The organism is Micromonospora sp. NPDC002296, assembly GCF_040296145.1.
Classification (GTDB): domain Bacteria; phylum Actinomycetota; class Actinomycetes; order Mycobacteriales; family Micromonosporaceae; genus Micromonospora.
Genome location: NZ_JBEOWQ010000024.1, coordinates 59,184 through 81,197, shown reverse-complemented (window position 1 = coordinate 81,197; position 22,014 = coordinate 59,184). Strand labels below are relative to the sequence as shown.

Here is a 22,014-nt window from a genome sequence, read left to right as displayed (position 1 = left end):
TGCCCGGGCAGGACCCGGAGGACCCCTCGCCGAGGATGACGTAGCCGCTCGGCAGGGGGGAGACCTTGCAGATCACCGTGGTCCCCGTGGTGGACGGAACGCGAATGGTCCAGGTGTTGGGGAAGCTGCCCGGGCAGGACCCGGAGGACCCCTCGCCGAGGATGACGTAGCCGCTCGGCAGGGGGGAGACCTTGCAGATCACCGTGGTCCCCGTCGTGGACGGAGTGTCGATCGTCCAGGTGTTGGGGAAACTGCCCGGGCAGGACCCGGAGGACCCCTCGCCGAGGATGACGTAGCCGGCGGGTATGGGGGAACTCTTGCAGATGGTCGTCGGTGCCGCGCTGGCCGGTGCCGCGAACGCCGAGACGGCCACGAGCATGATGGCGGTCACCGTGACCGCCCTGAGGTGACGCAGGGCATTCGCCGCTCGCGTGCCTGCCTCCGGCCGTCGCGGCAGCCGCCGAGCCTGTTCCATCAAAGCCATGCCGGTCCCTTCGATAGATCCACATGAACACGGAAGGTGTCTCTACTGTTACTCATTGCCATGGTGGGGCGCGTCGGTCGCCCAGGCAATAGTTGCCGCGATGAATGTGTGGAAGAAAGCCCGACCGAACACCGGTGGCTCATCACCGCGCTCCCGGTGGCTTCACCTCCCGTGAGGTCGAGCCGCTGCCGACGGGGTCGGCGGTGGCCGTCCACGTCCGGATATCCGCCTCAAGCGACTGGAGGCTCTTGTGGGCGCGGATCCGCTGGTCGGTGAGGTACCCGAACCAGCGTCCTGGTCCTGCGAGTGGCGACGGTGTGCCCATCAACCGAGGTACTCCTGCCGGGAACCGAGCGATGATCGCCGGGTCGCACTGATCATCGGCTGCCGGCCTCGCGGCGACCAGCAGGAGATGGTCGGCTACCGGCACGGACAGCGCCCGCGAACGAGCCGACCGGACGGGCGTCTACCCGGGAACCGGCCGGTACGGGGCCGCCGGCGTCGCCGTGACGCCCGGAGGCGGCGCCGCGTCCGGCGCCGCCTCCGGTGGTGCTAGCGGTCGGGGGCTGTCGTGGGTGGTGACGGTAGGTGTCGTGCCGTGCCGTGCCGGACCGGGGTCGGGCCGGACGGGTCGCCGCCCCCGACACCGGGTCAGGAACAGGTACCAGCGACCGGATCGTCGGTACCGGTGTCGACGAACGCGTCACTGATGTATCCGCCAGACGGCATCCGGTTCCACAGGTTGGTCCGGTTGTTCCATGGGCCGGTCACGTAGTCACCCGTCGCGGTACAGGCGATCTCGATGACGTCGCCGTCGTTCACCGAACCGACGACGGAGTAGTTGGCGCCCGGACCGGATCTGACGTTGATGGTGCTGAACGTGCCGGTCTCCACCACGCCAGTCGGGTAGCTGCTGTCACCCGGGCCGTAGTTCACGATGGGGCAGCAGTAGTTGCGGTACACCTTCTGCCCGTTGCGCTCCGCGTAACCCTGGTACGCGGCGTTGCCGGAATACCAGGTCCAGCCGCCGATCGTCTTGCCGACCACGGTGACCGCCGTGTTGCCCTGCCAGAGGGTCCAGTGCACGTGGTCCCCGTTGGCCCGGCCGCCGCAGGGCAACTGCACGTCGATCCGGCCGAGGTACTCGCCGGCCGGGACGTACGCCCCCTCGCCCTTCGTCGTCTGGTTGCTGATGTGGTAATAGCCCGTGGTGTAGCCGTTGTCGTGCACGACCTTGATGTACGGCCAGCGGGCGTTGGTGCAGAACCGGTACATGTACCCGGCCCGCGACGCGCGTACGTCCCCGTCGCCGCCGTAGAAGTCGATCGAGTTGTACGGGTACGACTCCCCGGAATCGCCGTGCACACCCCAGTGCGCCCAGCCCTGGTTGAGCTTCCAGGGCAGCGCCAGGCCGGTGGCGGTACCGGCCGCGGCGGTCGACGTCCGGCCGAACAGGTCCCGCTCGGCCTGGCTCAGCACCGGCGCCCGCCGGGCCGCGACGGCGAACTCGGGACTACCTTCCAGAGCCACCTGCCACCTGCCACCGACCCGCTGTGCCAGGAAGAGTAGCGCCACCGGTGCGGCTTCGACGTCCGAAGGCACCCGAATGACGCCACCGCCAAACACCCAGCTGCGGTTGGCCGCGTACCGCTTGGGTTCGACCATCGTCGCGACGCTGTCGGTGGCGGCGCGGCCGTAGCTCGCCAGCGCGCGTTGGCCGTGCTGGTTCACCAGGCGGGCGGCTACAACCTGTCGCAGCTGGCTCTCGTCAGCCGGCTGTACCTGGCTCTCCGCGACCTGCCAGGACTGGCTCCTCTCCTCGACGGCCGGTCCGGCCGAGATCGGGGCGGCGGAGATCGGGGCACCGGGCAGGACCGCCGTCGTGGCGACTGCGACCAGACAGACCGAAGCCCACCGGGCCGCCAGCCGTCGTCTTCTTCGGGAGGGAGGGGGCCGTTTCATCTGTTTGCTCCTCGAGCGGTGATGGACAGGACGCGTTGACGATGCAGCCGTTCACCGCGCCACACAACGACCTCGCGGGAACGCCCCGTAGCTCGGTGAACACCGCTCGACGTAGCGGTGAACGTCGCTGCGCGATGGCCTTGCGCTTCGGTGCCCCGACACGGTATTTGTCTGTGAACGTTCACGGGAGTCGCCATGGATCGCGAACTTGCCGCCGTACTGCGGTCCGGTCCCTTCCATGTCGCGCTACGCGCGGCGATCCAGTCCCACGGGCTGGCCCTGCAACGTATCCAGCACCGACTCGACCAGCTCGGCGTACACGTCAGCCTCGGCACGCTCAGCTACTGGCAGTCCGGGCGTCGGCGGCCGGAACGGCCCGCCTCATTGCGGGCGGTGACCGCCCTGGAGGAGATTCTCGGTCTGCCGGCAAACTCACTGATCGTGCTGCTCGGCCCGCCCCGACCGCGCGGGCCGGCGGCCGGGCTGCCGCCCGGGGCACGACGGTACGCCGACGTGGTCGACGCGCCCGGGCCGCTCACCGCGCTGCTCAACGACCTGGACGGGCCGGACGGCCGGCTGCACATCCTCAGTTCCTTCGACAGCATCATGATCGGCGCCGGCCGGGACGGCCGCTGGTACGAGCACGTCCAGGTGCTGGCGGCGCATCAGGACACCGACCGGCATGTCACCATCTACCAGGGCGATCCCGGCTGCGATATCGGGTTGGTGTCGTTCACCGCCCTGGACAACTGCCGGCTCGGCCGGATCCGCCGGGATCCTCAGGCCGGTCTGCTCGTCGCCGAACTGCTCTTCGACCGCATGCTGCGGGTCGGCGAGACGCAGATCCTCCGGTACCACATCACCGACGCCAGCGGAGTACCCGGCACTTGCTACTCCCGCGCGTTCCGGTTCCCGGTCCACCAGGCGGTGCTACAGGTACGGTTCGACCCGGTCGCCCTGCCGGTGCGCTGCTGGCGGTTCGTCCGGCGCTCCGCCGCTGGCGCTGACGACGAGTGCGAGGAGATGACCCTCGGCCCGCACCACGACACGCACTTCGTGCGGACCGGGGTCTCGCCGGGCGTGATAGGGCTGCGCTGGGAATGGGACTGAGCGGCCCGTCCTACGGATCAGAAGGTTAGGGGTTCGAATCCCTTCGGACGCACGAGTTCTACCAAGCAATATTTATGATTGCCGCTGACCTTCGGGTCGGTGTGGGTCGCATGTGGGTCACGTCTGTGACCCACATGCCGGGTCTGGTGGGGCCGCGTGGACCTGGGCTTTCGGGGTTGACGCGCAGCGGATTCGCGGACGGATGATGCGGATCCGCCCTTTTCGTCTGCGCTGACGATCCCATCAGTTGATGATCATCATGTACCTGCTGTCTAGCTTGTCCGGGTGTCAGTGCAGTATCTGGAGGATGTCGCCGAACTCGCTGGCGTGCGGCTGCTGAACCCGGCACAGCGGGCGGCGGTGCTCAGGCTGCTGGCCGACCTGCCGGGCATCACGGTGACCGGGACCGTCACGGACCGGGCCGGACGCGCCGGGGAGGCGTTCTCGATCACGTCGAGCGCGCACGGTCTGCCTGCCCAGTACACGGTGATCGTCGACCCGCGCTCCGGCGCGCTGTGGGGATACGAGGAGGTGCTGACCACGACGGCGGGAAAGTTGAACGTGACGATTCCCGCAGTGATCTCCTACCGGTCGTACCTGATCGCCGAGTACGCACCGATGCCCCGATGACGCAGGCCGGGTGGGTGGCGTCGTGGAGACGCCACCCACCCGACAGTCGAGCCGGTGCTGGTCAGCGCAAGGCATCAGCCGTGGATGTCCTCGGCCCTGTCGTCGTAGCTGCCGAGGTTCGCCGATGCCGTGCAGTCCGTCATGGTGCGGTTGTCCCCGGCCCCGTCACCGAGGGTGCCGCTGTCGCTGCCGGAACATCCGGTCCAGCTGCCACCCTGGTTGTTGACCCACGACGATGTCTGGTCGACGAACCCCCACTCGTCCAGATCGTGCCAGTACTCCTCGTTGAACTGGAGCTTGCGGCCTCCAGGGGATTGCGACCAGCGCGGATGAGGTTCTCGGCACCCGCACGGCTGACGCCGAGGCGGTACGCCGAGCCGCAGCGAGCCGGGCATGGCCGGGACAGCGACGGTGGGCCACGGGCGCGGCCAGGCCGTGGGCCTGACCGCGCCCGTGTTCGCCGCGATCAGGTTCAGAGTTGCCGCAGGACCGCCACCTTGTCGTACGAGACGACCACCAGGTCTGGCTTGCCGTCCCCGGTGACGTCACCGATCGCAAGTGCATCTTCCTGTGAACCGACCGCGTCGACGCTGTTCGTCGTGTACCCGCCGAGCGTCCCGTTCGACCGCTGGAGGTAGACGCTGACCGCCGCCCAGCTCGAGTGCGCGACGACCAGGTCGGCGCGGCCGTCGCCGGTCAGATCGCCGATCGCGAGGCCCGCGGCGATCTCGTAGGCGGGATGGCGGATCGGCGTCGTGGTCAGCCCGCCGGAACCTTGTGCGAACACCTGAACGGCAGAGTCCGGCATGTTGCCGTTGACAGTGGTCACCAGGTCAGCCCGGCCGTCCCCGGTGACGTCACCGACCGCTGCGCCGTTGCTGATGCGGCGGTAGCCACCGGCGTCCGGGGGTGTCCGATAGGTCGCGGCAGGCCCGTAGGATCCGTTGGCCTGACGCAGCCGTACCCAGGTGCCGTGGCCGTAGAACTGTGCCACGTCGATCCGGCCGTCGCCGTTCAGGTCGGCCGCGAAGACCTGGTGTCCGGGCGCGCCGTCGATGAAGGGCCCGGTGACCGCCGTGTAGTTGTGGAAGGTGCGCGTCGCGCTCTGCGGGTAGATCCGCACCTCGCCCTTGCGCACGCTGACGATCAGATCGGGCCGGCCGTCCCCGGTCACGTCCGTGATCGCGACGTCCCCTGCGGTGTCGGGTACCAGCACCGGCGCGGCGAGCCGACCGTTCCGCTGGAACAGCAGGTCGACACCGGCGGACGAGGACAGCGCCACATCCGTGCGGCCGTCGCCGTCGATGTCGGCCACCGCCAGCCGTACGTCGCTGTTGTAACCGCCGTGCGCGGTGATCCTCGTCGGAGCGGCGTGGCTCCCGTCGGTCCGCTGGGCGAAGACCAGCACCGAACTCGTCTGGGTGCCGTCGACGGCGTCGACGCCGACGACGATGTCCCGCCGCCCGTCGCCGGTGACGTCGGCGACGGCGACGGCGTTGGTCGCCGTCGACCCGGTGGCGAGGTACTGCGCGGGTGCGAAGGTCCCGCCGCTGGCGGCCCGTGCCCCTGCGGGCACCGCCACCCCGACCGTCACGGCGATCACCGATGCCAGTCCGGCATGGAAACGTCTGTTCATTTGATCCCCCGTTCACGAACGGCATCGAGATATCGATGATCGTGCCGGCACACATGCCCTGACGCCCTGTGTGGCAAACCTTCGTCGATTCGATCCCGGAATGGCTGCCACTGCGCGCCACCGCGTGGGTGCTCGGACGTCGGGGAACTGACGCGGACGTGTCGGAGCGGAGCGAGATTCTTGGCCTCGACGGGCCCCATGCATCCGTTGACGGAAGTCGAACAGGTCCCAGGCCTGCGGGGACGTGGCCGGATTGGCTGGGACAGGGTCGGACGCTGTCACACTCCGTCGCTCTCCGTAAGGGCGTCTGACTACGGATCAGAAGGTCAGGGGTTCGAGTCCCTTCGGGCGCACAAGATTAGAAGGGGTCTGACCTGCCGAAACGACGGTCGGGCCCCCTTTGTCCCCATCGCGGGCTCTCTCCGGCCAGCCGCAGCACCCACGTCACGGATCTCGTCGCTGACTGGTGGCCGCCCGGGTCGGTTGGGGTAGCTCCAGTGGGCAACGAACCCATACCGCCCAGCAGCGGGTCAACGGGGCGGCCAGCGCGGTGGAGGTGCTCGCCCTGCTCGCCGGCTTCGTCGACCAGCGAGCGGGACGGACGATCGCTGGGGCCGGCCGGGCCCGCGCAGATTGCCACGGCCATCAACCGGTATCTGCCGACCGTCGCGGGGCTTCAACCTCGGCGCGGCTGACCTCGATGAGCACCCCGGCCCATCCCACTCCATCCCGTCGCTCGGCTGGCGTCTCACCCCGAGGTCGGTTTGTTCATGGAACATACAATCATTGGCGGTCCGTCCCCGCTGCCGTCAGGGCCCCCGGGGGAGCGTCGGTGCCGAACAGGCCGCTTGAACAGTGCAAACATTGGTCGAACGTGGTCTTGACCACTCGCGGGGAGTGCGCTAAAAAAGTACGACTGTTGACCAAACCTCGGTGCATGGGAAGGCTTGACGATGAGAATTAGGACCGCAGCTGTGGCAGCCTTCGCCGCCGCCGCTGTACTTCTCGCCGGATGTCAGAGCGGCAACCCGGCCACGGAGGGCAGCGGGAGCGCGTACCCCGGTGATCTGACCAACGGCAAGCGGCTCACCATCTACGTGGCCGGGTTGGCCGACCCGAGCAGCGGCTTCTTCCGCGTCCTCAACAACGGTGCCCAGCAGGCCGGCAAGGACCTCGGCGTCGACGTCAAGTACGTGTACCCGGCGAGTGTCGACCTCGCCTCCTACACACAGAAGATCCAGGAGGCGCTCGCCACGAAGCCGGACGGCATTCTCTTCCTGGGCATTGGCGACCTCGACGCGGTCGCAAAGCAGGCAACGGCGCAGGGCGTCGCGGTGGCGTTCAACCCAGCCCCTCCGGTCAAGGACCAGCCCTTGCGGGCAGCGGACGACGTCTACGTCTCGCGGGTCGGCGCGGACGAGTACGCTGCGGGCTCCGCAGCCGCACAACGCTTTGTCGACAAGGGCGCCAAGTCCGTCATCTGCGTTCAGGAGACCGTCGGCGACGGCACCCAGACCCAGCGTTGTCAGGGCGTCTCCGACGTGGCCCGCCAGGCCGGTGTCGCCTACGCCCATGTGGCCGGCGAGCCGGACCCGGGCAAGACCGCCACCATCACCGAGGCTTACCTACGCGCTCACCCGAACGTGGACGCGATGGTGGCCACCGGACAGCCGGCCACCGCAGGCATCGTGGCGGCGAAGACCGCCGTCGGCCGGCCGGTGCAGACCGCGGGCTTCGACGTCAGCCCCGACATCGTCAGCATGATCCAGAAGGGTGACCTCGACTTCACGATGGACCAGCAGGGCTGGTGGCGCGGCTACATGTCGGTGCTGGAGCTGGTGCACTACGTCCGGTACCGACTCGTGCAGTCGAACTACTTCCTCACCGGCCCGGCGATCGTGGACAAGACCAACGCCGACTCGGTGGCCGGTCTCGTCAGCGCCGGCGTCCGCTGAGGCAGGGAGCCGACCGTGGTAACCAAATCTGAGAGCCGGTCACCGCTCACCGCAGGTACCTCGACCGTCAGGCGAGACGCCCACCGGCGGGTGCCGCTGCTGAACCGAATCTTGCAGCGTCCCGAACTCGCCTCACTGGGCGGCCTCCTGGGGGCCTTCGTCTGCTTCGCGCTGATCGTGCCCGACCTGTTCCTGTCGCATTCCAACGGCGTGAACGTGACCAGCCTCGCGGCGCAGTACGGAATTGTCGCGATCGGGGTGACCATCCTCATGATCGGCGGTCACTTCGACCTCTCCGTCGGCACTATCGTGGGGCTCACCGGCTGGGCGATGTACTTCTTCGGCAACGAGTTGGGCCTCCCGCCAATCCTGACCATCGTCTGTGCGCTCGCCTTCGGGACGGCGCTCGGCGCCCTGAACGGGGTCATCCAGGTGACCACCGGCCTACCCTCGTTCATCGTGACGCTCGCCACCGCGCTGGTGTTCCGGGGCGTACTCACCATGCAGACGAGTGGCTTCCCGGTGGTGGTCCGTTTTCCCGAGACGTACGCCGACGTGCTCGCCGGCCCGAATCTGTTCGGCTTCCGCATGTCGCTGCTGTGGTTCCTCGTGCTGGCGGTGCTGGCGACGGTGTTCCTGCTGCGCACCAGGGTAGGAAACTGGACGTTCGCGATCGGGCAGAACAGCACCAGTGCACGGAATCTGGGCGTGCCGGTCGCCCGAACCACGATCGGACTCTTCTCCATCTCCGGCTTCACCGCAGCGGTCGCCGGGGTCATCATGGCGGTGCAGTACTTCTCCATCGACGCCAACCGGGGCGTGGGCTGGGAGCTCATCACGATCGCCGTCGCAGTCATCGGAGGGACCCTGCTCACCGGCGGTTACGGCAGCGTTCTCGGGACCGTCCTCGGCGCGTTCATGTACGCCATGGTCAGTGCCGGGCTGCTCCTGGTCGGGCTCCAGGGCTACTGGGTGAACATCTTCGTCGGCATCGTGGTGCTGGCCGCCGTGCTGCTCAACCGGCTCTTCCTGAAGCGTTTCGTGATGACCCCGAACCGGCAGTCTGCCGGGAAGGAACCAGGGGAGGAGGGGGCCCGATGACAACTCCGCCGGTCATGGCACTGAGCAACGTCACCATGCAGTTCCAGACGGTTGTCGCGTTGCGCGACGTGAACCTCTCGGCGCACGCCGGGCAGGTACTGGCCCTGCTGGGGGACAACGGCGCGGGCAAAAGCACCCTCATCAAGGTGCTTTCCGGCGTGCACCGGCCCACCTCAGGCACCGTCGAGGTGGACGGGAATCCGGTGGTGCTGCGAAGCGCCCATGACGCCCGTGCCCGGGGCATCTCCACAGTGTTCCAGGATCTCGCCGTCTGCGATCTGATGTCGATCTCCCGCAACATGGTGCTCGGTAACGAACCGACCAAGGGGTTCGGGCCGTTCCGGGTCTTCGACAGCCGTCGCGCGGACCAGATCACCGCAGAGGCCCTGGCCACGCTCGGCGTCGACATCCGGCGTCGGCTCAGCGACCCGGCGGCTACCTTGTCGGGCGGCCAGAAGCAGGCCGTGGCCATCGCCCGCGCCATCGCGTACGGATCCCGTTGCCTGATCCTGGACGAGCCGACCGCAGCGCTGGCGGTCCGGCAGACCGAACAGGTGCTCGACCAGGTCCGGGCGGCTCGGGACGCCGGCCAAGCGGTCATTCTGATCATGCACAACCTGCAGCAGGCCCTCTCCGTCGCGGACCGGGTTCTGGTGCTGGCCCGCGGTCGGGTGATGGGGGAGTTCGATAGGGGGACGGCCGACATTGACGAGATCACGTCCCTGGTAGCGAAGGGCTGACGGGTGGCATGGTGAGCGAGCTCATTCATCTCGCGGCCGGCGAATGCACCGCTGTCCTCGATCCGGACCAGGGCGGCCGGCTCGCCTCGTTCAGCATCGCCGGGCACGAACTGCTGGTGCCACACGGTGCGGACATCTTCCACTGGGGAAGCTTCGTGCTTGCCCCGTGGGTCGGCCGGCTCCGCGACGGGCTACTGACCGTCGATGGCGAGCAGCACAAGCTTCCCGCCAACGAAGCTCCGCACGCGTTGCACGGGCTGGTCACCGATCGCGCCTGGCGGGTCGAGGACGATGGGCGGCTCAGCGTTGACCTTGCCCCACCATGGCCCTGGCAAGGTCGCGTCAGCCAGACCGCGACCTTGCACCCGGACCGGTTTGAGTTTGCCATCGAAGTTCACTCCGAGCAGCGGATGCCCGTTGACGTCGGTTGGCACCCGTGGTTCAACCGCTACCTGGTGGGGCCCGACGGGAGCCGGTCAGCGGAGGTGGAGTTGGATGTCGCGCCGGCGCTGATGTACGCCGACGCGGCGGACCGGGTGCCCGACGGCCGGTTGGTGCCCCCGGTACCCCGCCCGTGGGACTACTGCTTCGTGGACCTGGCCGCGCCGCCCGTACTGCGCTGGCCCGACCTGCTGGAGCTGGAAGTGCGATCGGAGTGTCCATACTGGGTGCTCTACGACATGGAGGAGGAGGGTGTGTGCGTCGAGCCGTGGACCGGGCCGCCCAACTCGCTGAACCTGCCGAACCCCACCACCGTCGGCCCAGGGCGGCCGCTGCGCGCGACGATGACCTGGGCCTGGCGATGGCTGTCCTGATGACACTGGAGGAGGCGGGGGTCCGATGACACCGGCGGAGGCGGGGGCGAACCGGCCGGTGCCAACCCTGGTGTCACCCGCGATGGCGGTTGAGGCCAACCGTGCCCGCGTATTGCAGGCGCTCTACGACATCGGGCCGCTGTCCCGGGCCGATCTGGCCCGGCTCACCGGTGCCACCCGGGCCACCATTGGCACCATCGTCTTGCCGCTGCTTGAACGGGGGCTACTGGTCGAGCGGGAGCCCGCCCCGGTCGCCGCCGGCGGCGGCAAGCCGGCCCGGCCGCTGTTCTTCTCCCCGACCAGTTGGCCGATCGGGGCGGTGCACCTACGTCCCGGACGTATCGACACGGCGCTGGTCAGTGCGGGCGGCAATGTCCTGGCCACCGCACAGGAGCAGTTCCCGGCCCGGACGCGGGACGCCGGTAGCGTGGTGGACGCTGTGGTCCGGGCGCTGGAGGCGGTGCTGCCGCAGGAGCGCGACGATCTGGTCGGCGTGGGTATTGCGGTCGGCGGCATGGTCGACAGCGACGCGGGCAGCATAGTCGCCATCAACCTCGCCCCCGGGTTGGCCGGGCTGCCGCTGGGCCCGCTTGTGTCGGAACGGATCGGGCTGCCGGTCTTCCTGGACCTGCATCCTCGGGCCCAGGCGCTGGGGGACCGCTGGTTTGGCCAGGGGCGTGGCGTCGCCTCGTTCGCGTCGATCTACACGGGCGAGGCGATCGGCGTCGGCATGGTGTTGGACGGTGTCATCCACCGTGGACCGAAGGGCTCCGGCGGCGAGATCGGGCACACCATCGTGCATGCCGGCGGGCAGCAGTGCCGGTGCGGCCGACGCGGGTGCTGGGAGACCATCGCCACCCACCGGTGGCTGCGCAGCGAGGCAGGGCAGCTCGGGCTGCCAGCGGCCCGGACCATGACCACCGGCCCGCTGGCTCGTCTCGCTGCGAAGGGGCACCCCGGGGCAGACGAGCTGTTCGAAAGATACGCGTACAACCTCGCCCTCGGCATCGCGAACCTGCAACAGATCCTCGCACCGGGCCTGTTCATCCTGCACGGTGACGCGGTTTTCGGGGGCGAGGCGTTCCGAAGCGCCATCGAGCGCAACGTCCGCGCCGCACTGCCGCCGCATCCCGGCGGGGAGCCGCGGATCGCCTTTTCCGAACTTCAGGACCGCGCGACCCTGCTCGGCGGGGCCGGCCTGGTTCTTTCCCACTCGCTGCAACTGGCCGTCTGACTACACGAGGAGATACCCATGGGCGTCCTGGACACGTTCCGGCTCGACAACAAGGTGGCGCTGGTGACCGGGGGCAGCCGGGGCATCGGTGCCGCACTCGCCGTCGCGCTCGCCGAGGCCGGGGCGGACGTCGCGATCACCGCCCGGGAGCCCGGCCGGGCCGAGCGGGCGCTGGCCCACCTGACTTCCCTCGGCGTACGGGCGATGGTGCTCGACACGGACGTCACCAAACCGGAGCAGGTGACCGCGGCGGTGGACCGGATCACCGACCAACTCGGCCCGATCGACGTGCTGGTCAACAACGCCGGAATCAGCTTCGGGGCGACCGCAGTCGAGATGACCGGCGAGCAGTGGCAGGCCGTACTCGATGTGAACCTGAACGGCGTGTGGCACGTTGCGCAGACCGTCGGGCGGCAGATGGTCGCCCGTGGCTCCGGCACGATCGTCAACGTCGGTTCGATGTCCGCGATGATCGTCAACCGGCCTCGCTGGCAGGCCCCCTATCTCGCGTCCAAGGCGGCGGTGCACCAACTCACCAAGGCGCTTGCCGCCGAGTGGGCGCCGCACGGGGTGCGGGTGAACGCGCTCGCTCCGGGCTACATCCTTACCGAGGCGTCTCCGGTCGACCAGCCGGAATACCAGCCCTGGTGCGTGGAACCGGCGGCGATGAAGCGGTACGGGCTGCCCGAGGAACTCGGCCCTGCGGTCGTCTTCCTGGCGAGCGACGCGTCCAGCTTCATGACCGGTTCAATCGTGGTCATCGACGGCGGCTACACCCTCTTCTGACGGCGGCCCGGCCGCTGTCAGACAGCGACGCGGTCGCGCAGGCGTTCGAGCTCGGCTGCCAGTTCAGGGCTCGACCCGGTATGCAGCTGCGTGGGGCCCATGTGCAAGCGGCCGGGGATGGGCACCTGCTGGTGGCCATCCCCGGCGCATGGCACCGAGGACAGCGGTGGTCGAACCACGTCCGTTTGTTCGCGCCGGGCGGCCAGCGCGGGGGCACGCTGTCCGCGTGCGTGTGGTGGGGGCGGTCAGCTCGGTCGCCTGTCAGTACGCTCGCGGTTGTGGTGAATGTGGGAGCGGTTGGGGAAGCGCTGGAGATTTTTTCGGCGCGGTTGGTCACCCCGGTGGATTTGATCACCATTCACCGCGACAACATGGACGAGGCGAAGCGGAACTCTCGGTACCGGAGCATGAGGTACGGGGCGTTCCTGTTGACGTACGGGCCGTTCGAGATGTTCTTCAACCACGTGATCGGCGCGCACGGAGGTCCCACGCAGGGCACGCCGGCGGTCATGGAGCGAATACGGCAGCGGTTCAGCCAGCACCTCGGCGTCTCCGATGTGACCGGCCGGTGGCGGGCCCGGGTCCGTGCGCAGCCCGAGCCGGGGCGCGGTGGGCGCTGGCTGTGGACCACGATTGAAGCGCAGCGCCTGGATGGCTACTTGGGCGATGCCAAGGCGGTTCGTAACCGGCTCGCGCACGGCGATGATCCGCAGACCGCACCGAATGCGTCCGGGACGCTTTACGACCGCAAGGATGGCCGGACGTCCATCACCCTGATGTGGGTCGAGGGCTTCGTGCAGGCGGTACAGGACCTGGCCACGATCACCGCGCTCGAACTCACGGGCGACACCACCTTGATCCCGGACTGGCCGGTCCCACCACGCACCGGGGTGAGCGCGAGTCCTCCTGCACCGCCGTACGGGCTGGCGACGTAACGGCGAAGCCGCGTACCGCGACTTAGTGAAGATAGGCTGGGACATCAAGACGAACCACCGGAATCTGGCTTCTACTGGCCGGTCGGTGTCACGACGCCAACGCTCGTTCCTCGCGACGTGGTGCTCCGTGGGGGGTGGGCGGCGTGGGTGCTGCTACGTCCGGCATGTCGACAGCCAATCCCGTGTGCGCTCACGTCGTCGCTGGACGACTTGAGGATCTCTACCGCGCGCGGACAGTGCGGTCGTAGCAGCGTCCACCTCAGACACGCCGGTGTACCCGGGGCGCTGCTGGGCGCGCAGGCCCCAGCTCACGACGCCGTGCCACTTCGGCAAGGAGTTCGGTCGTGGCTTCGCCGTCGATCCAGGTCAGCAGGGTGTTCAACGGTTCCAGTCGAGGCGTTCTCCCGCCCTGGCTGCTTCCCAGAACCCCGCCAGGGACCGCCGTGACGTACTCCGGTGGTAGCCCGACGAAGGCGGCGGCGTCCACCGGCCATCGGGTCGCCCCGTGCGGGCAGACCACCCCAGGCAAGCCGGAGTCGATCATGCTTTCGCCCAACGCAACGGCCTACCCCTTGTGCGGGCATCGATGTCGGCATATATTCGGCTGCACTATTGTTAACTTTGTTTACTGAATATTGGAGGGGCAGCCCATGCGACGGAGGCGACTACCGCAGCTCATCATCACGGCCGCCGCCAGCCTGCTGATGGTGCCGGCGGCCGTGGCACTGGCAGGTCAGGCGAGTTCCGCCGAGGTGGACCACGCGCAGTGCCGACCGGACGGGCTCTACCAGACGCCCGGCGTCAGCACGCCCTACTGCGACGTCTACGACACCGATGGCCGCGAGGTCATGGGCGCCGACCACAAGCGACGGATCATCGGCTACTTCACGAGCTGGCGCACTGGCAAGAACGGCGCACCGGCGTACCTGGCGAACCAGATCCCGTGGGACAAGATCACGCACATCAACTACGCGTTCGCCCACGTTGACCCGGCGAACAAGATCTCCATCGGTTCGCCCACCGCGCCCAACAACCCGGCCACGAACATGACCTGGCCCGGTGTGTCTGGCGCGGAGATGGATCCGGAGTACTCCTACACCGGCCACTTCAACCTGCTCAACAAGTTCAAGAAGCAGCACCCGGCGGTGAAGACGCTGGTCAGCGTGGGCGGCTGGGCCGAGACCGGCGGCTACATCGACGCCAACGGCGCCCGGATCGACTCCGGGGGCTTCTACCGGATGACCGCGACCGGCAGCAACACCGTCAACACCGCCGGTATCAACACGTTCGCCGACTCGGTGGTCACCTTCCTGCGCACGTACGGCCTCGACGGCGTGGACATCGACTACGAGTACCCGACGTCGAACAACAAGGCCGGCCACCCGCTGGACTTCGCCCAGGCCGACGCCAAACGGGCCGGCCTGAACGCCTCCTACCAGGTGCTCATGCGGACCCTGCGGCAGAAGCTCGACGCCGCCGCGGCGGCCGACGGTAAGTACTACATGCTCACCGTCGCCGCGCCCGCCTCCGGCTGGCTGCTGCGCGGCATGGAGTCGTACCAGACGTTGCAGTACCTGGACTACGTCAACATCATGAGCTACGACCTGCACGGGGCCTGGAACCACTTCGTCGGCCCGAACGCCGCCCTCTACGACGACGGGCAGGACGCCGAACTCGCCGCCGGCGGCGTGTACGGGGCGTACCAGAACATCGGATACCTCAACACCGACTGGGCGTACCACTACTTCCGAGGCGCGATGCAGTCCGGCCGGATCAACATAGGCGTGCCGTACTACACGCGCGGCTGGCGGGGCGTGACCGGCGGCACCAACGGACTGTGGGGCCGGGCCGCGCTGCCCGACCAGACCAAGTGTCCCGCCGGAACAGGAGGGTCGGTCGGATCGACCACCCCGTGCGGCAACGGCGCGATCGGCATCGACAACGTCTGGCACGACCTGGAGAACGGTGCCGAGGTGGCGGGCGGAGCCAACCCGATGTGGCACGCGAAGAACCTCCAGGACGGGCGCAGCGGCAGCTACCTGGAGGCGTACGGGCTGACCCCGCAGACCGACCCGACCGACGTGCTGACCGGCAGCTACACCCGCCACTACTCGTCCAGCCTGGTCGCGCCGTGGCTGTGGAACTCCCAGAAGCAGGTCTTCCTGTCCACGGAGGACGAACAGTCGATCGCCTCGAAGGCGGACTACGTCATGGCCAAGGGCCTCGGCGGCATCATGATCTGGGAGTTGGCCGGCGACTACGCGTGGAACGCTCAGCGCGGCGAATACTACATGGGCAACACCATGACCAACCTGGTCTACGACAAGTTCCAGACCGCCAGCCCGTACGGGGAGCGGAAGGCGAAGATCGCCATGCCGACCCAGACGCTGAACGTCGCGGCGACAATCGGCGGCTTCGCGCTCGGCGACAACAACTACCCGATCAACCCCGAACTGCGCCTGACCAACAACTCGGGTGCCACCATCCCCGCCGGTGCCCAGCTCGAGTTCGACTACCCCACCTCCGCACCCGGCACGCTCGGACAGCAGTCCGGGTGGGCGCTGTCCGTGGTGTCCACCGGCCACACCGGCAGCAACGTCGGCGGACTGAAGGGCGACTTCCACCGGGTACGGCTCAACGTGCCGTCGGCCATCGCACCAGGCTCGTTCGCCGAGGTCACCCTCAACTACAGCCTGCCGATCGCCGGCCCATCGAACTTCACGCTCAGCTTCGGCGGCCAGACCTACGCCCTGACGGCCGACCACGCCCGCGGCGCGGTCACTCCGTCGCCCACGGCATCCGCGTCGCCCACGGTATCGGCGTCCCCCACCTCCGGCACCTGCTCCGCCCCGACGTGGAGCCCGACGACCGTCTACACCGGCGGCCAGCAGGTCTCGCACGAGGGATACCGCTACCGGGCCAAGTGGTGGACGCAGGGCGACAACCCGGCCAACAGCGGGCAGTGGGGCCCCTGGGAATCGCAGGGCCCCTGCTGACCGGGGAGCGCTCCTGATCCAGCAGGGTCAGGGCTGATGCGAAGGCGGGTGCCTCCCTGGGGCACCCGCCTTCCACTCACTCCTGCCGGTCGCGCCGGAGGTCTGTTGCGTTGGGCGAAAGCATGATCGACTCCGGCCTGCCTCCGACGCGGACGCTACGAACCCGCCACCGATGCCCCACCCGCGACCCGGGTGGCCGCCGCGTTCACCGAACTGGCACGAGCGATCTGACCAGTGCCCGCTGACGCGGCTCGGTGTGCCCACCGATCCGCCGATGCAACAGAGCCTTCTGGTCTGATCTGACGCCATCGTGGTCTTCGGCGTCAGGCCGCCGCGGTCGCTGCGATCCGCTCGGAGAATTCGACGAGGCGGTTGGAGAATCCCCACTCGTTGTCGTACCAGCCGAGCACCTTGACCTGGTTGCCGACGGCCTCGGTCAGTGGCGCGTCGAAGATCGACGAGTAAGGGTTGCCGACGATGTCCGCCGAGACCAGCGGTGCCTCGGAGTACTGCAGGTAGTGCCGCAGCTGCTGGGAGCTGGCCGCCTCGCGGAACGCCGCGTTGACGTCCTCGACGTCGGCACTCCGCCGGAGGACCACGGTGAGGTCGGTGATCGAGCCTGCCGGGACGGGGACGCGTAGTGAGGCTCCGGTGAGACGCCCGTTGAGTTCCGGGATGACCTTGCCGATCGCCTTCGCCGCGCCCGACGACGTCGGGATGATCGAAACGGTTGCCGCGCGGGCCCGGCGCAGATCGGAGTGCGGCGCGTCGTGGAGCCGCTGGTCGCTTGTGTAGGCGTGGACCGTCGTCATCAGTCCTGATTCGATGCCGAACGAGTCGTTGAGCACCTTCGCCAGCGGCGCCAACGAGTTCGTGGTGCACGAGCCGTTGGAGAAGACGTCATGGCTGTCCGGGTCGAGCCTGTCGTCGTTCACCCCGAGCACGAACGTGGGTACGTCCCCCTTGGCCGGCGCCGAGATGATGACCTTCCTGGCTCCGCCCTTGAGGTGGGCCGCCGCCGCAATGCCGTCCGTGAAGTGGCCGGTGGACTCGATAACGACGTCGGCGCCGACCTCACCCCAGGGGATGACGGCCGGATCGGACTGCGCGAAGACCTTTATGCGCGTGCCCTGAACGACGATCGCGTCGCCGTCGAAGGCGACACCGTCGAGGTGGCCGGAAACCGAGTCCCACTCCAGCAGGGCCGCCAGCGTGCGGGCGTCGGTGAGGTCGTTGACCGCGACCACCTCGACGTCGGCGTTGTTCGCCAAGGCCGCGCGCAGGTAGCTACGCCCGATCCGTCCGAACCCGTTGATGCCGATGCGTACCGTCATGGCGTTCAGTTCCTCCTGTTGTGGTCGAGCACGGAAGGCGCCGCTGCCCGGAGCAGGTCGAGGGCGCCGGCGCGGGCGTCGTCGAACGGGCCCGGGTCCTGCTGAGCGATGGCGAGCACGTAGCCGCCCTGCAGGACGGCCATCAGGGTGTGGGCAAGATGCTCGGGGTCGAGGTCGTCCCGCAGTTCGCGTGCGGCGATGGCTTCACGCAGCACCTTGACCCAGCTGACGTGGACCTGAGCGAACGCGCGCGCCACCGGGGCAAGCAACACCGGGTCCTCCCGGACCTGCGGGTCCTGGGTCATCCGGCCGACCTTGCAGCCCTTGAGGGCGTCGCGCGGACGCATCAGGTACGCCTCGATCCGGGCCATCGGGTCGCCCGGCCCGTCGAGTTCAGACGCGGCCGGCAGCAGGTCGTTGACGTTGCGCTCAAGCGCGGCGAGCGCCAGGTCCCGCTTGGTCGGGAAGTGGTGGTACATGCTGCCCTGGCCGACACCCGCCCGTTCGCGCACGTGACGCGGGCTGGTGTCGGAGTAGCCGCGCTCCCACATGAGCTCGCTCATCGTGTCGACCAGGAGTTTTCGCGAATCCATCGCACCAGTTTACCTACCGGTAGGTACAACTCGCGCCCGAAGCGCCCGATCGCGCCGCCGACGCTGACCAGCCGGCGCACCGGTCAAGGCCTGGGGAAGGCCATGGGTCCGCGGGGGTCAGGCGAGGAACTCCTCGATGGTCTTGAGGAGTTCCGCCGGCTTCTCCATGGCCGCGGCGTGCCCGCAGTCCAGCTCCACGTACTCGCTGCCGGCGATCGCGTCGCGGAACTCGCGGGCGTACCGGACGGGTACGAGCTGGTCCTGCCGCATGCCGACGACAAGCGTGGGGCACCGGATGTTGCGCACGTGTTCGCTGATGTCCAGCCGGCTGATCAGCTCCAGCAGGGCGATCAGGCCCTCCGACGGCAGCAGGCCGGACCGTAGCCGCAGCCGCTCGCCGGCGCTCATCGAGTCGATGAACGTGTCCGAGACGACGTGCAGGAGGGTGAACTCGGCGAAGGCGTTCCCGTCCAGCTTGGCCAGGCTCAGCCACGTACGCATGAGTAGCCGCTGCCAGGGCCGGCGGAAGTGCTCGAACCCGCCCAGCAGAACCGCACGGCGTACGAGATCCGGCCGCTTCCCGGCCAGCGCGGCGGCGACGACGGCACCCGTGGAGATACCGAAGATGTCCGCCGGGCCTTTCGCGCTGGCTTCGAGCACCCCCGCCACCTGGTCGACCAGCATGTCGACGGTGACCTCGCCCGGGGGGAGGGGGGTGAGGTTGCTGCCCGAGTAGCCCGGCACGATCGCCCGGCGGTGCCGGGTGAAGTGCTCCAGCAGGCTGGCGAAGCTGGTCTCCGGGTGCCCGGTGCCGCCGTGTACGAGGACGAGTTCCGAGCCCGGCCCCTCCCCGGTGACGTGGTAGCCCACGGGGATGCCGTCGACGTCGACACTGCGTTGCGTCGTGGTGCTCAACATGCGCTTCCCTCTCGTTGTCTACTTCGCGGCGGCGGTGACCGCCCCGGGCTCGGCGGCGGCCTCCCGGCTCGGCCGGGACAGCGCCCAGGTGAGCAGCGCGGCCAGCCCCGCGAAGCCCGCTGCGACCGGCAACAGGGCGGCGGAGCCGGTGGTGGAAATCAGACCCGCCCCGATGACGCCGGACAGGAACTGGCCGAGGTAGCCGGTCGAGGTGTTCAGCGAGGTGACCAACGGTGTCCCGCCGGGCGGCGCGTACGCGATGATGCGGTACTGCTGCGGCCCGATGACCGAGTAGGACACGACGCCGCTGAGCGCCTCGGCGACCACCACGAGGACGAAGCGGTCGCGGACCGCCAGCATCAGCAGGCACACCACGGCGATGCCCAAGGTGGCACCGATGACGACCCGACGTGGGCCGTACCGGTCGGCCAGCCACCCCGCCGTGAGGTTGCCGGCCGTCGCGGCGACGCCGAACACCAGCAGCAGCAGGGCGAGCCGGGATTCGTGGCCGCCGAGCGCCGGCGCGAATACGGCGCTCATGTAGGTGAAGGGCAGGAAGACCCCGATGAACGCGAGCAGCGTGACGACCAGAATCCGCAACACCCGCCCGTCGGTCAGCGGGGTGAGGCGCTGCCGCAGTGACGCGCTCTGGTCGGGCTCGATCACCGGGACCAGGAAGCTGAGCACGACCGCGACGACCGCAGCGACCCCGGCGACGAACCAGATCGCCTTCTGCCAGCCCCACGCCCCGCCGATGAGCGTGCCCAGCGGCGCGCCGAGCACCAGCGACAGGGTGGCCCCGGCGGTCACCATCGAGATCGCCCGGCCGCGGTGCTTCTCGCCGGCGAGGTGCGCCGCGGTGGCCACGGCGCTTGCCACGAAGAGCGCCGCACCGCATCCGGCGAGCGCCCGGGACGCGAGGACCAGCCCGTACGCGTGCGCCGAGGCGGTCACGGCGTTGCCGACGGCGAGCAGCGCGATGCCGGTCACCAGGGTCCGGCGGCGCGGCCAGCGTCCCGTCAGCGCGGCTAGGACCGGACCCAGCAGCGCGTACGCGAAGGCGAAGACGCTCACCATCTGACCGGCTGCCGCCGTGCTGATACCCAGCGTTTCGTGGATTTCCGGCAAGAGGCCGACGATGATGAATCCGTCGGTTCCGACGACGAACGTGCCGAGCGTCAGAATCAGCGTGCGCGCCTGCCAGGGCAGCTCGCCGGAGGTCTTTCCATTCTTGGTCATCTCACTACCATATTCAGCGAAGTAACGTACATTTCTGGGATTCAGGGTCGCGCCGTTCGCAGGCCAATAGGCGATGCGCTCAGGAAAGATCGGCGCTGACCAGCCAGCTCCGCGGGACGCCGCGCGCCTCGCGCGGCGCGACCGCGTACGGCCAGCGCCCCTCGCCGGCACCCGGCTCGCCCGGCTGCCGCAGGTCCCGGACGGTCCAGCCGTGCGCGGCCAGAAAATCCGCCGGGTCGTCGGTGCCGAACTGCCACGGCGTGCCATCGTCGCGCAGGCGCTGCAGGAACGACTGGGTCATCGGGTGGCGCAGCAGCGCGGCGCTGGTCAGGTCGATGACCAAGCGGCTGCCCGGCTGGCTCGCGCCGGCCACCGTCTCGAGCAGCCGCCCGGCCTGCTCCTCGGTGAGGAAGAAGAGCAGGCCCTCGGCGATCCACAACGTACGCTCGGCGCGCCCGAAACCGGCCGACCTCAGCGCCGTCAGCCAGTCGCCGGCCAGGTCGGCCCCGATCGGCACAGCGGCCACCCGCGGCTCGGCGTCGAGCTTCGCCAGGCGCTGCTGCTTCTCGTCGAGCAGGGCGCCGTGGTCGACCTCGTACACCGTGACGCCGGCCGGCCACTCGAGGCGGTGGGTGCGTACGTCCATGCCGTTGGCGAGCATCACGACCTGCCGGATGCCGGTCTCGGCGAGCAGGCGAACGAGCGCGTCGTCGATGTAGCGGGTGCGCACGGCGACGAAGTCGGCCACCCCGGCACCCTGGTAGCGGTCGAGCAGTTCGAACCCGCGCGGTTCGGCAAGCTGCCGGGCGTACCCGTCGCGGACGATGCCGTCGGGCCGCTCCGTCTCCCGTGCGCGGGCGGCGGCGGTCCATTGGGCGGTGTAGGAGATGTCGTCCATCGGATCGCCTTTCTACGCGGCCAAGAAATGCTTCTGAATGGCGGAGAGAGTGCGGACCTCACCGATGTCGAGGGTGTCCATGTCGATCTCGATGCCGCTCACCTCCTGGATGAGGAAGACGAATTCGACGAAGGACAGCGAGTCGACCAGGCGGTTGTCGATCAGATCCTCGTCGGCGGCGAGCTCGACGCGGTCCTCGTGTTTGGCGAGGATCCATTCCTTGATCCGGTCGATCGGGGCCGTTGTCTGCTGGGTCATCTTTGGAATTCCCTTCAGCTGTCGATCATGGTGGCCGCGACGGCCACGGCGTACGCTCCGTCGTGTGTGATGCTGACCGATATCTCCGACGTCATCCCTGCGGCCTCGGCCAACTCCGCGGACCGCCCCTCGAGGCGGACAACCGGCCAGCGGCCCGCCCCACCGTCGACCCGCAGGGACTGCCACGGCACCGGCCGGTCCCGCTCGTGGAAAAGCTTGAAGACCGCCTCCTTGACGGCGAGGAAGCCGGCGACCGCGCTTGGGTCGAGGCCGCCCTGCCGGGTGCAGGCCTCGATTTCCTCGGGCCGCAGCATGCGTGAGAGCAACGGCAACCGTTCCGGCCGGACGAGGTCTTCGGCCCGGGAGATCAGCACGATGTCCACACCGATC

General features: G+C 68.8%; 21 protein-coding genes. 10 read left to right on the top strand and 11 right to left on the bottom strand.

Translation table 11 applies throughout. The features are described from left to right. Both ABT023_RS19380 and ABT023_RS19375 read right to left on the bottom strand, forming a co-directional pair. Window positions 1-391, bottom strand: a 391-nt coding sequence (locus tag ABT023_RS19380; protein WP_350887461.1) for a hypothetical protein, incomplete at its 3' end; no start/stop codon positions are given. Between the two features lie 744 nt (window positions 392-1,135). Beyond that, a complete protein-coding gene (locus ABT023_RS19375) occupies window positions 1,136-2,446 on the bottom strand; it encodes a peptidoglycan DD-metalloendopeptidase family protein (protein WP_350887459.1) in 1,311 nt (436 codons plus the stop codon). Between the two features lie 195 nt (window positions 2,447-2,641). On the opposite strand from ABT023_RS19375, the gene ABT023_RS19370 reads away from it, so the two are divergent. Both ABT023_RS19370 and ABT023_RS19365 read left to right on the top strand, forming a co-directional pair. Then, window positions 2,642-3,556 carry a hypothetical protein gene (locus ABT023_RS19370; RefSeq protein ID WP_350887457.1) on the top strand — a complete coding sequence of 305 codons (915 nt, stop codon included), beginning with the start codon at window positions 2,642-2,644 and terminating at the stop codon, window positions 3,554-3,556. Window positions 3,557-3,841: 285 nt separating this feature from the next. Continuing rightward, complete coding sequence (locus ABT023_RS19365; RefSeq protein ID WP_350887455.1) at window positions 3,842-4,186, top strand: hypothetical protein; 345 nt, start codon at window positions 3,842-3,844, stop codon at window positions 4,184-4,186. Window positions 4,187-4,260: 74 nt separating this feature from the next. Here ABT023_RS19365 and ABT023_RS19360 read toward each other — a convergent pair whose 3' ends face one another. Both ABT023_RS19360 and ABT023_RS19355 read right to left on the bottom strand, forming a co-directional pair. After that, window positions 4,261-4,581 carry a hypothetical protein gene (locus tag ABT023_RS19360; RefSeq protein ID WP_350887453.1) on the bottom strand — a complete coding sequence of 107 codons (321 nt, stop codon included), beginning with the start codon at window positions 4,579-4,581 and terminating at the stop codon, window positions 4,261-4,263. 77 nt (window positions 4,582-4,658) lie between these two features. Beyond that, window positions 4,659-5,822 carry an FG-GAP repeat domain-containing protein gene (locus ABT023_RS19355; RefSeq protein ID WP_350887450.1) on the bottom strand — a complete coding sequence of 388 codons (1,164 nt, stop codon included), beginning with the start codon at window positions 5,820-5,822 and terminating at the stop codon, window positions 4,659-4,661. A 974-nt stretch (window positions 5,823-6,796) separates the two neighbouring features. Here ABT023_RS19355 and ABT023_RS19350 point away from each other — a divergent pair. The 8 genes from ABT023_RS19350 (at window position 6,797) to ABT023_RS19315 (ending at window position 16,384) form a co-directional block, all read left to right on the top strand. After that, on the top strand, window positions 6,797-7,777 hold the full coding sequence (locus tag ABT023_RS19350; protein WP_350887448.1) for a substrate-binding domain-containing protein: 981 nt from the start codon (window positions 6,797-6,799) through the stop codon (window positions 7,775-7,777). Between the two features lie 111 nt (window positions 7,778-7,888). Then, on the top strand, window positions 7,889-8,878 hold the full coding sequence (locus ABT023_RS19345) for an ABC transporter permease (protein ID WP_350887445.1): 990 nt from the start codon (window positions 7,889-7,891) through the stop codon (window positions 8,876-8,878). Next, the gene (locus ABT023_RS19340) at window positions 8,875-9,618 is read left to right on the top strand and encodes an ATP-binding cassette domain-containing protein (protein ID WP_350887442.1); all 744 of its coding nucleotides are present in this window, start codon (window positions 8,875-8,877) and stop codon (window positions 9,616-9,618) included. Before ABT023_RS19345 ends, ABT023_RS19340 begins: the two co-directional genes overlap by 4 nt. A gap of 11 nt (window positions 9,619-9,629) precedes the next feature. Next, a complete protein-coding gene (locus ABT023_RS19335; RefSeq protein ID WP_350887440.1) occupies window positions 9,630-10,433 on the top strand; it encodes an aldose 1-epimerase in 804 nt (267 codons plus the stop codon). Between the two features lie 82 nt (window positions 10,434-10,515). Then, the gene (locus ABT023_RS19330; RefSeq protein ID WP_350887437.1) at window positions 10,516-11,667 is read left to right on the top strand and encodes an ROK family protein; all 1,152 of its coding nucleotides are present in this window, start codon (window positions 10,516-10,518) and stop codon (window positions 11,665-11,667) included. A gap of 18 nt (window positions 11,668-11,685) precedes the next feature. After that, window positions 11,686-12,453, top strand: a complete 768-nt coding sequence (locus ABT023_RS19325; RefSeq protein WP_350887434.1) for an SDR family NAD(P)-dependent oxidoreductase — start codon at window positions 11,686-11,688, stop codon at window positions 12,451-12,453. 278 nt (window positions 12,454-12,731) lie between these two features. Continuing rightward, on the top strand, window positions 12,732-13,388 hold the full coding sequence (locus tag ABT023_RS19320; protein WP_350887432.1) for a hypothetical protein: 657 nt from the start codon (window positions 12,732-12,734) through the stop codon (window positions 13,386-13,388). Between the two features lie 650 nt (window positions 13,389-14,038). Continuing rightward, complete coding sequence (locus ABT023_RS19315) at window positions 14,039-16,384, top strand: chitinase C-terminal domain-containing protein (RefSeq protein WP_350887429.1); 2,346 nt, start codon at window positions 14,039-14,041, stop codon at window positions 16,382-16,384. 323 nt (window positions 16,385-16,707) lie between these two features. Here the strand turns inward: ABT023_RS19315 and gap are convergent, their stop codons facing one another. The 7 genes from gap to ABT023_RS19280 form a co-directional block, all read right to left on the bottom strand. Continuing rightward, a complete protein-coding gene (gene gap / locus ABT023_RS19310; RefSeq protein WP_350887427.1) occupies window positions 16,708-17,718 on the bottom strand; it encodes a type I glyceraldehyde-3-phosphate dehydrogenase in 1,011 nt (336 codons plus the stop codon). Window positions 17,719-17,723: 5 nt separating this feature from the next. Next, window positions 17,724-18,311 carry a TetR/AcrR family transcriptional regulator gene (locus tag ABT023_RS19305; protein WP_350887424.1) on the bottom strand — a complete coding sequence of 196 codons (588 nt, stop codon included), beginning with the start codon at window positions 18,309-18,311 and terminating at the stop codon, window positions 17,724-17,726. A gap of 117 nt (window positions 18,312-18,428) precedes the next feature. After that, window positions 18,429-19,229: an alpha/beta fold hydrolase gene (locus ABT023_RS19300; RefSeq protein ID WP_350887421.1), complete on the bottom strand. Its 801-nt coding sequence runs from the start codon at window positions 19,227-19,229 to the stop codon at window positions 18,429-18,431. An 18-nt stretch (window positions 19,230-19,247) separates the two neighbouring features. Continuing rightward, window positions 19,248-20,468, bottom strand: a complete 1,221-nt coding sequence (locus tag ABT023_RS19295) for an MFS transporter (protein ID WP_350887418.1) — start codon at window positions 20,466-20,468, stop codon at window positions 19,248-19,250. Between the two features lie 79 nt (window positions 20,469-20,547). Next, on the bottom strand, window positions 20,548-21,366 hold the full coding sequence (locus tag ABT023_RS19290; protein WP_350887416.1) for a class I SAM-dependent methyltransferase: 819 nt from the start codon (window positions 21,364-21,366) through the stop codon (window positions 20,548-20,550). A gap of 12 nt (window positions 21,367-21,378) precedes the next feature. After that, window positions 21,379-21,624: a phosphopantetheine-binding protein gene (locus ABT023_RS19285; protein WP_350887413.1), complete on the bottom strand. Its 246-nt coding sequence runs from the start codon at window positions 21,622-21,624 to the stop codon at window positions 21,379-21,381. A gap of 14 nt (window positions 21,625-21,638) precedes the next feature. After that, a complete protein-coding gene (locus tag ABT023_RS19280; RefSeq protein WP_350887411.1) occupies window positions 21,639-22,007 on the bottom strand; it encodes a holo-ACP synthase in 369 nt (122 codons plus the stop codon). Between the last annotated feature and the right edge of the window lie 7 nt (window positions 22,008-22,014).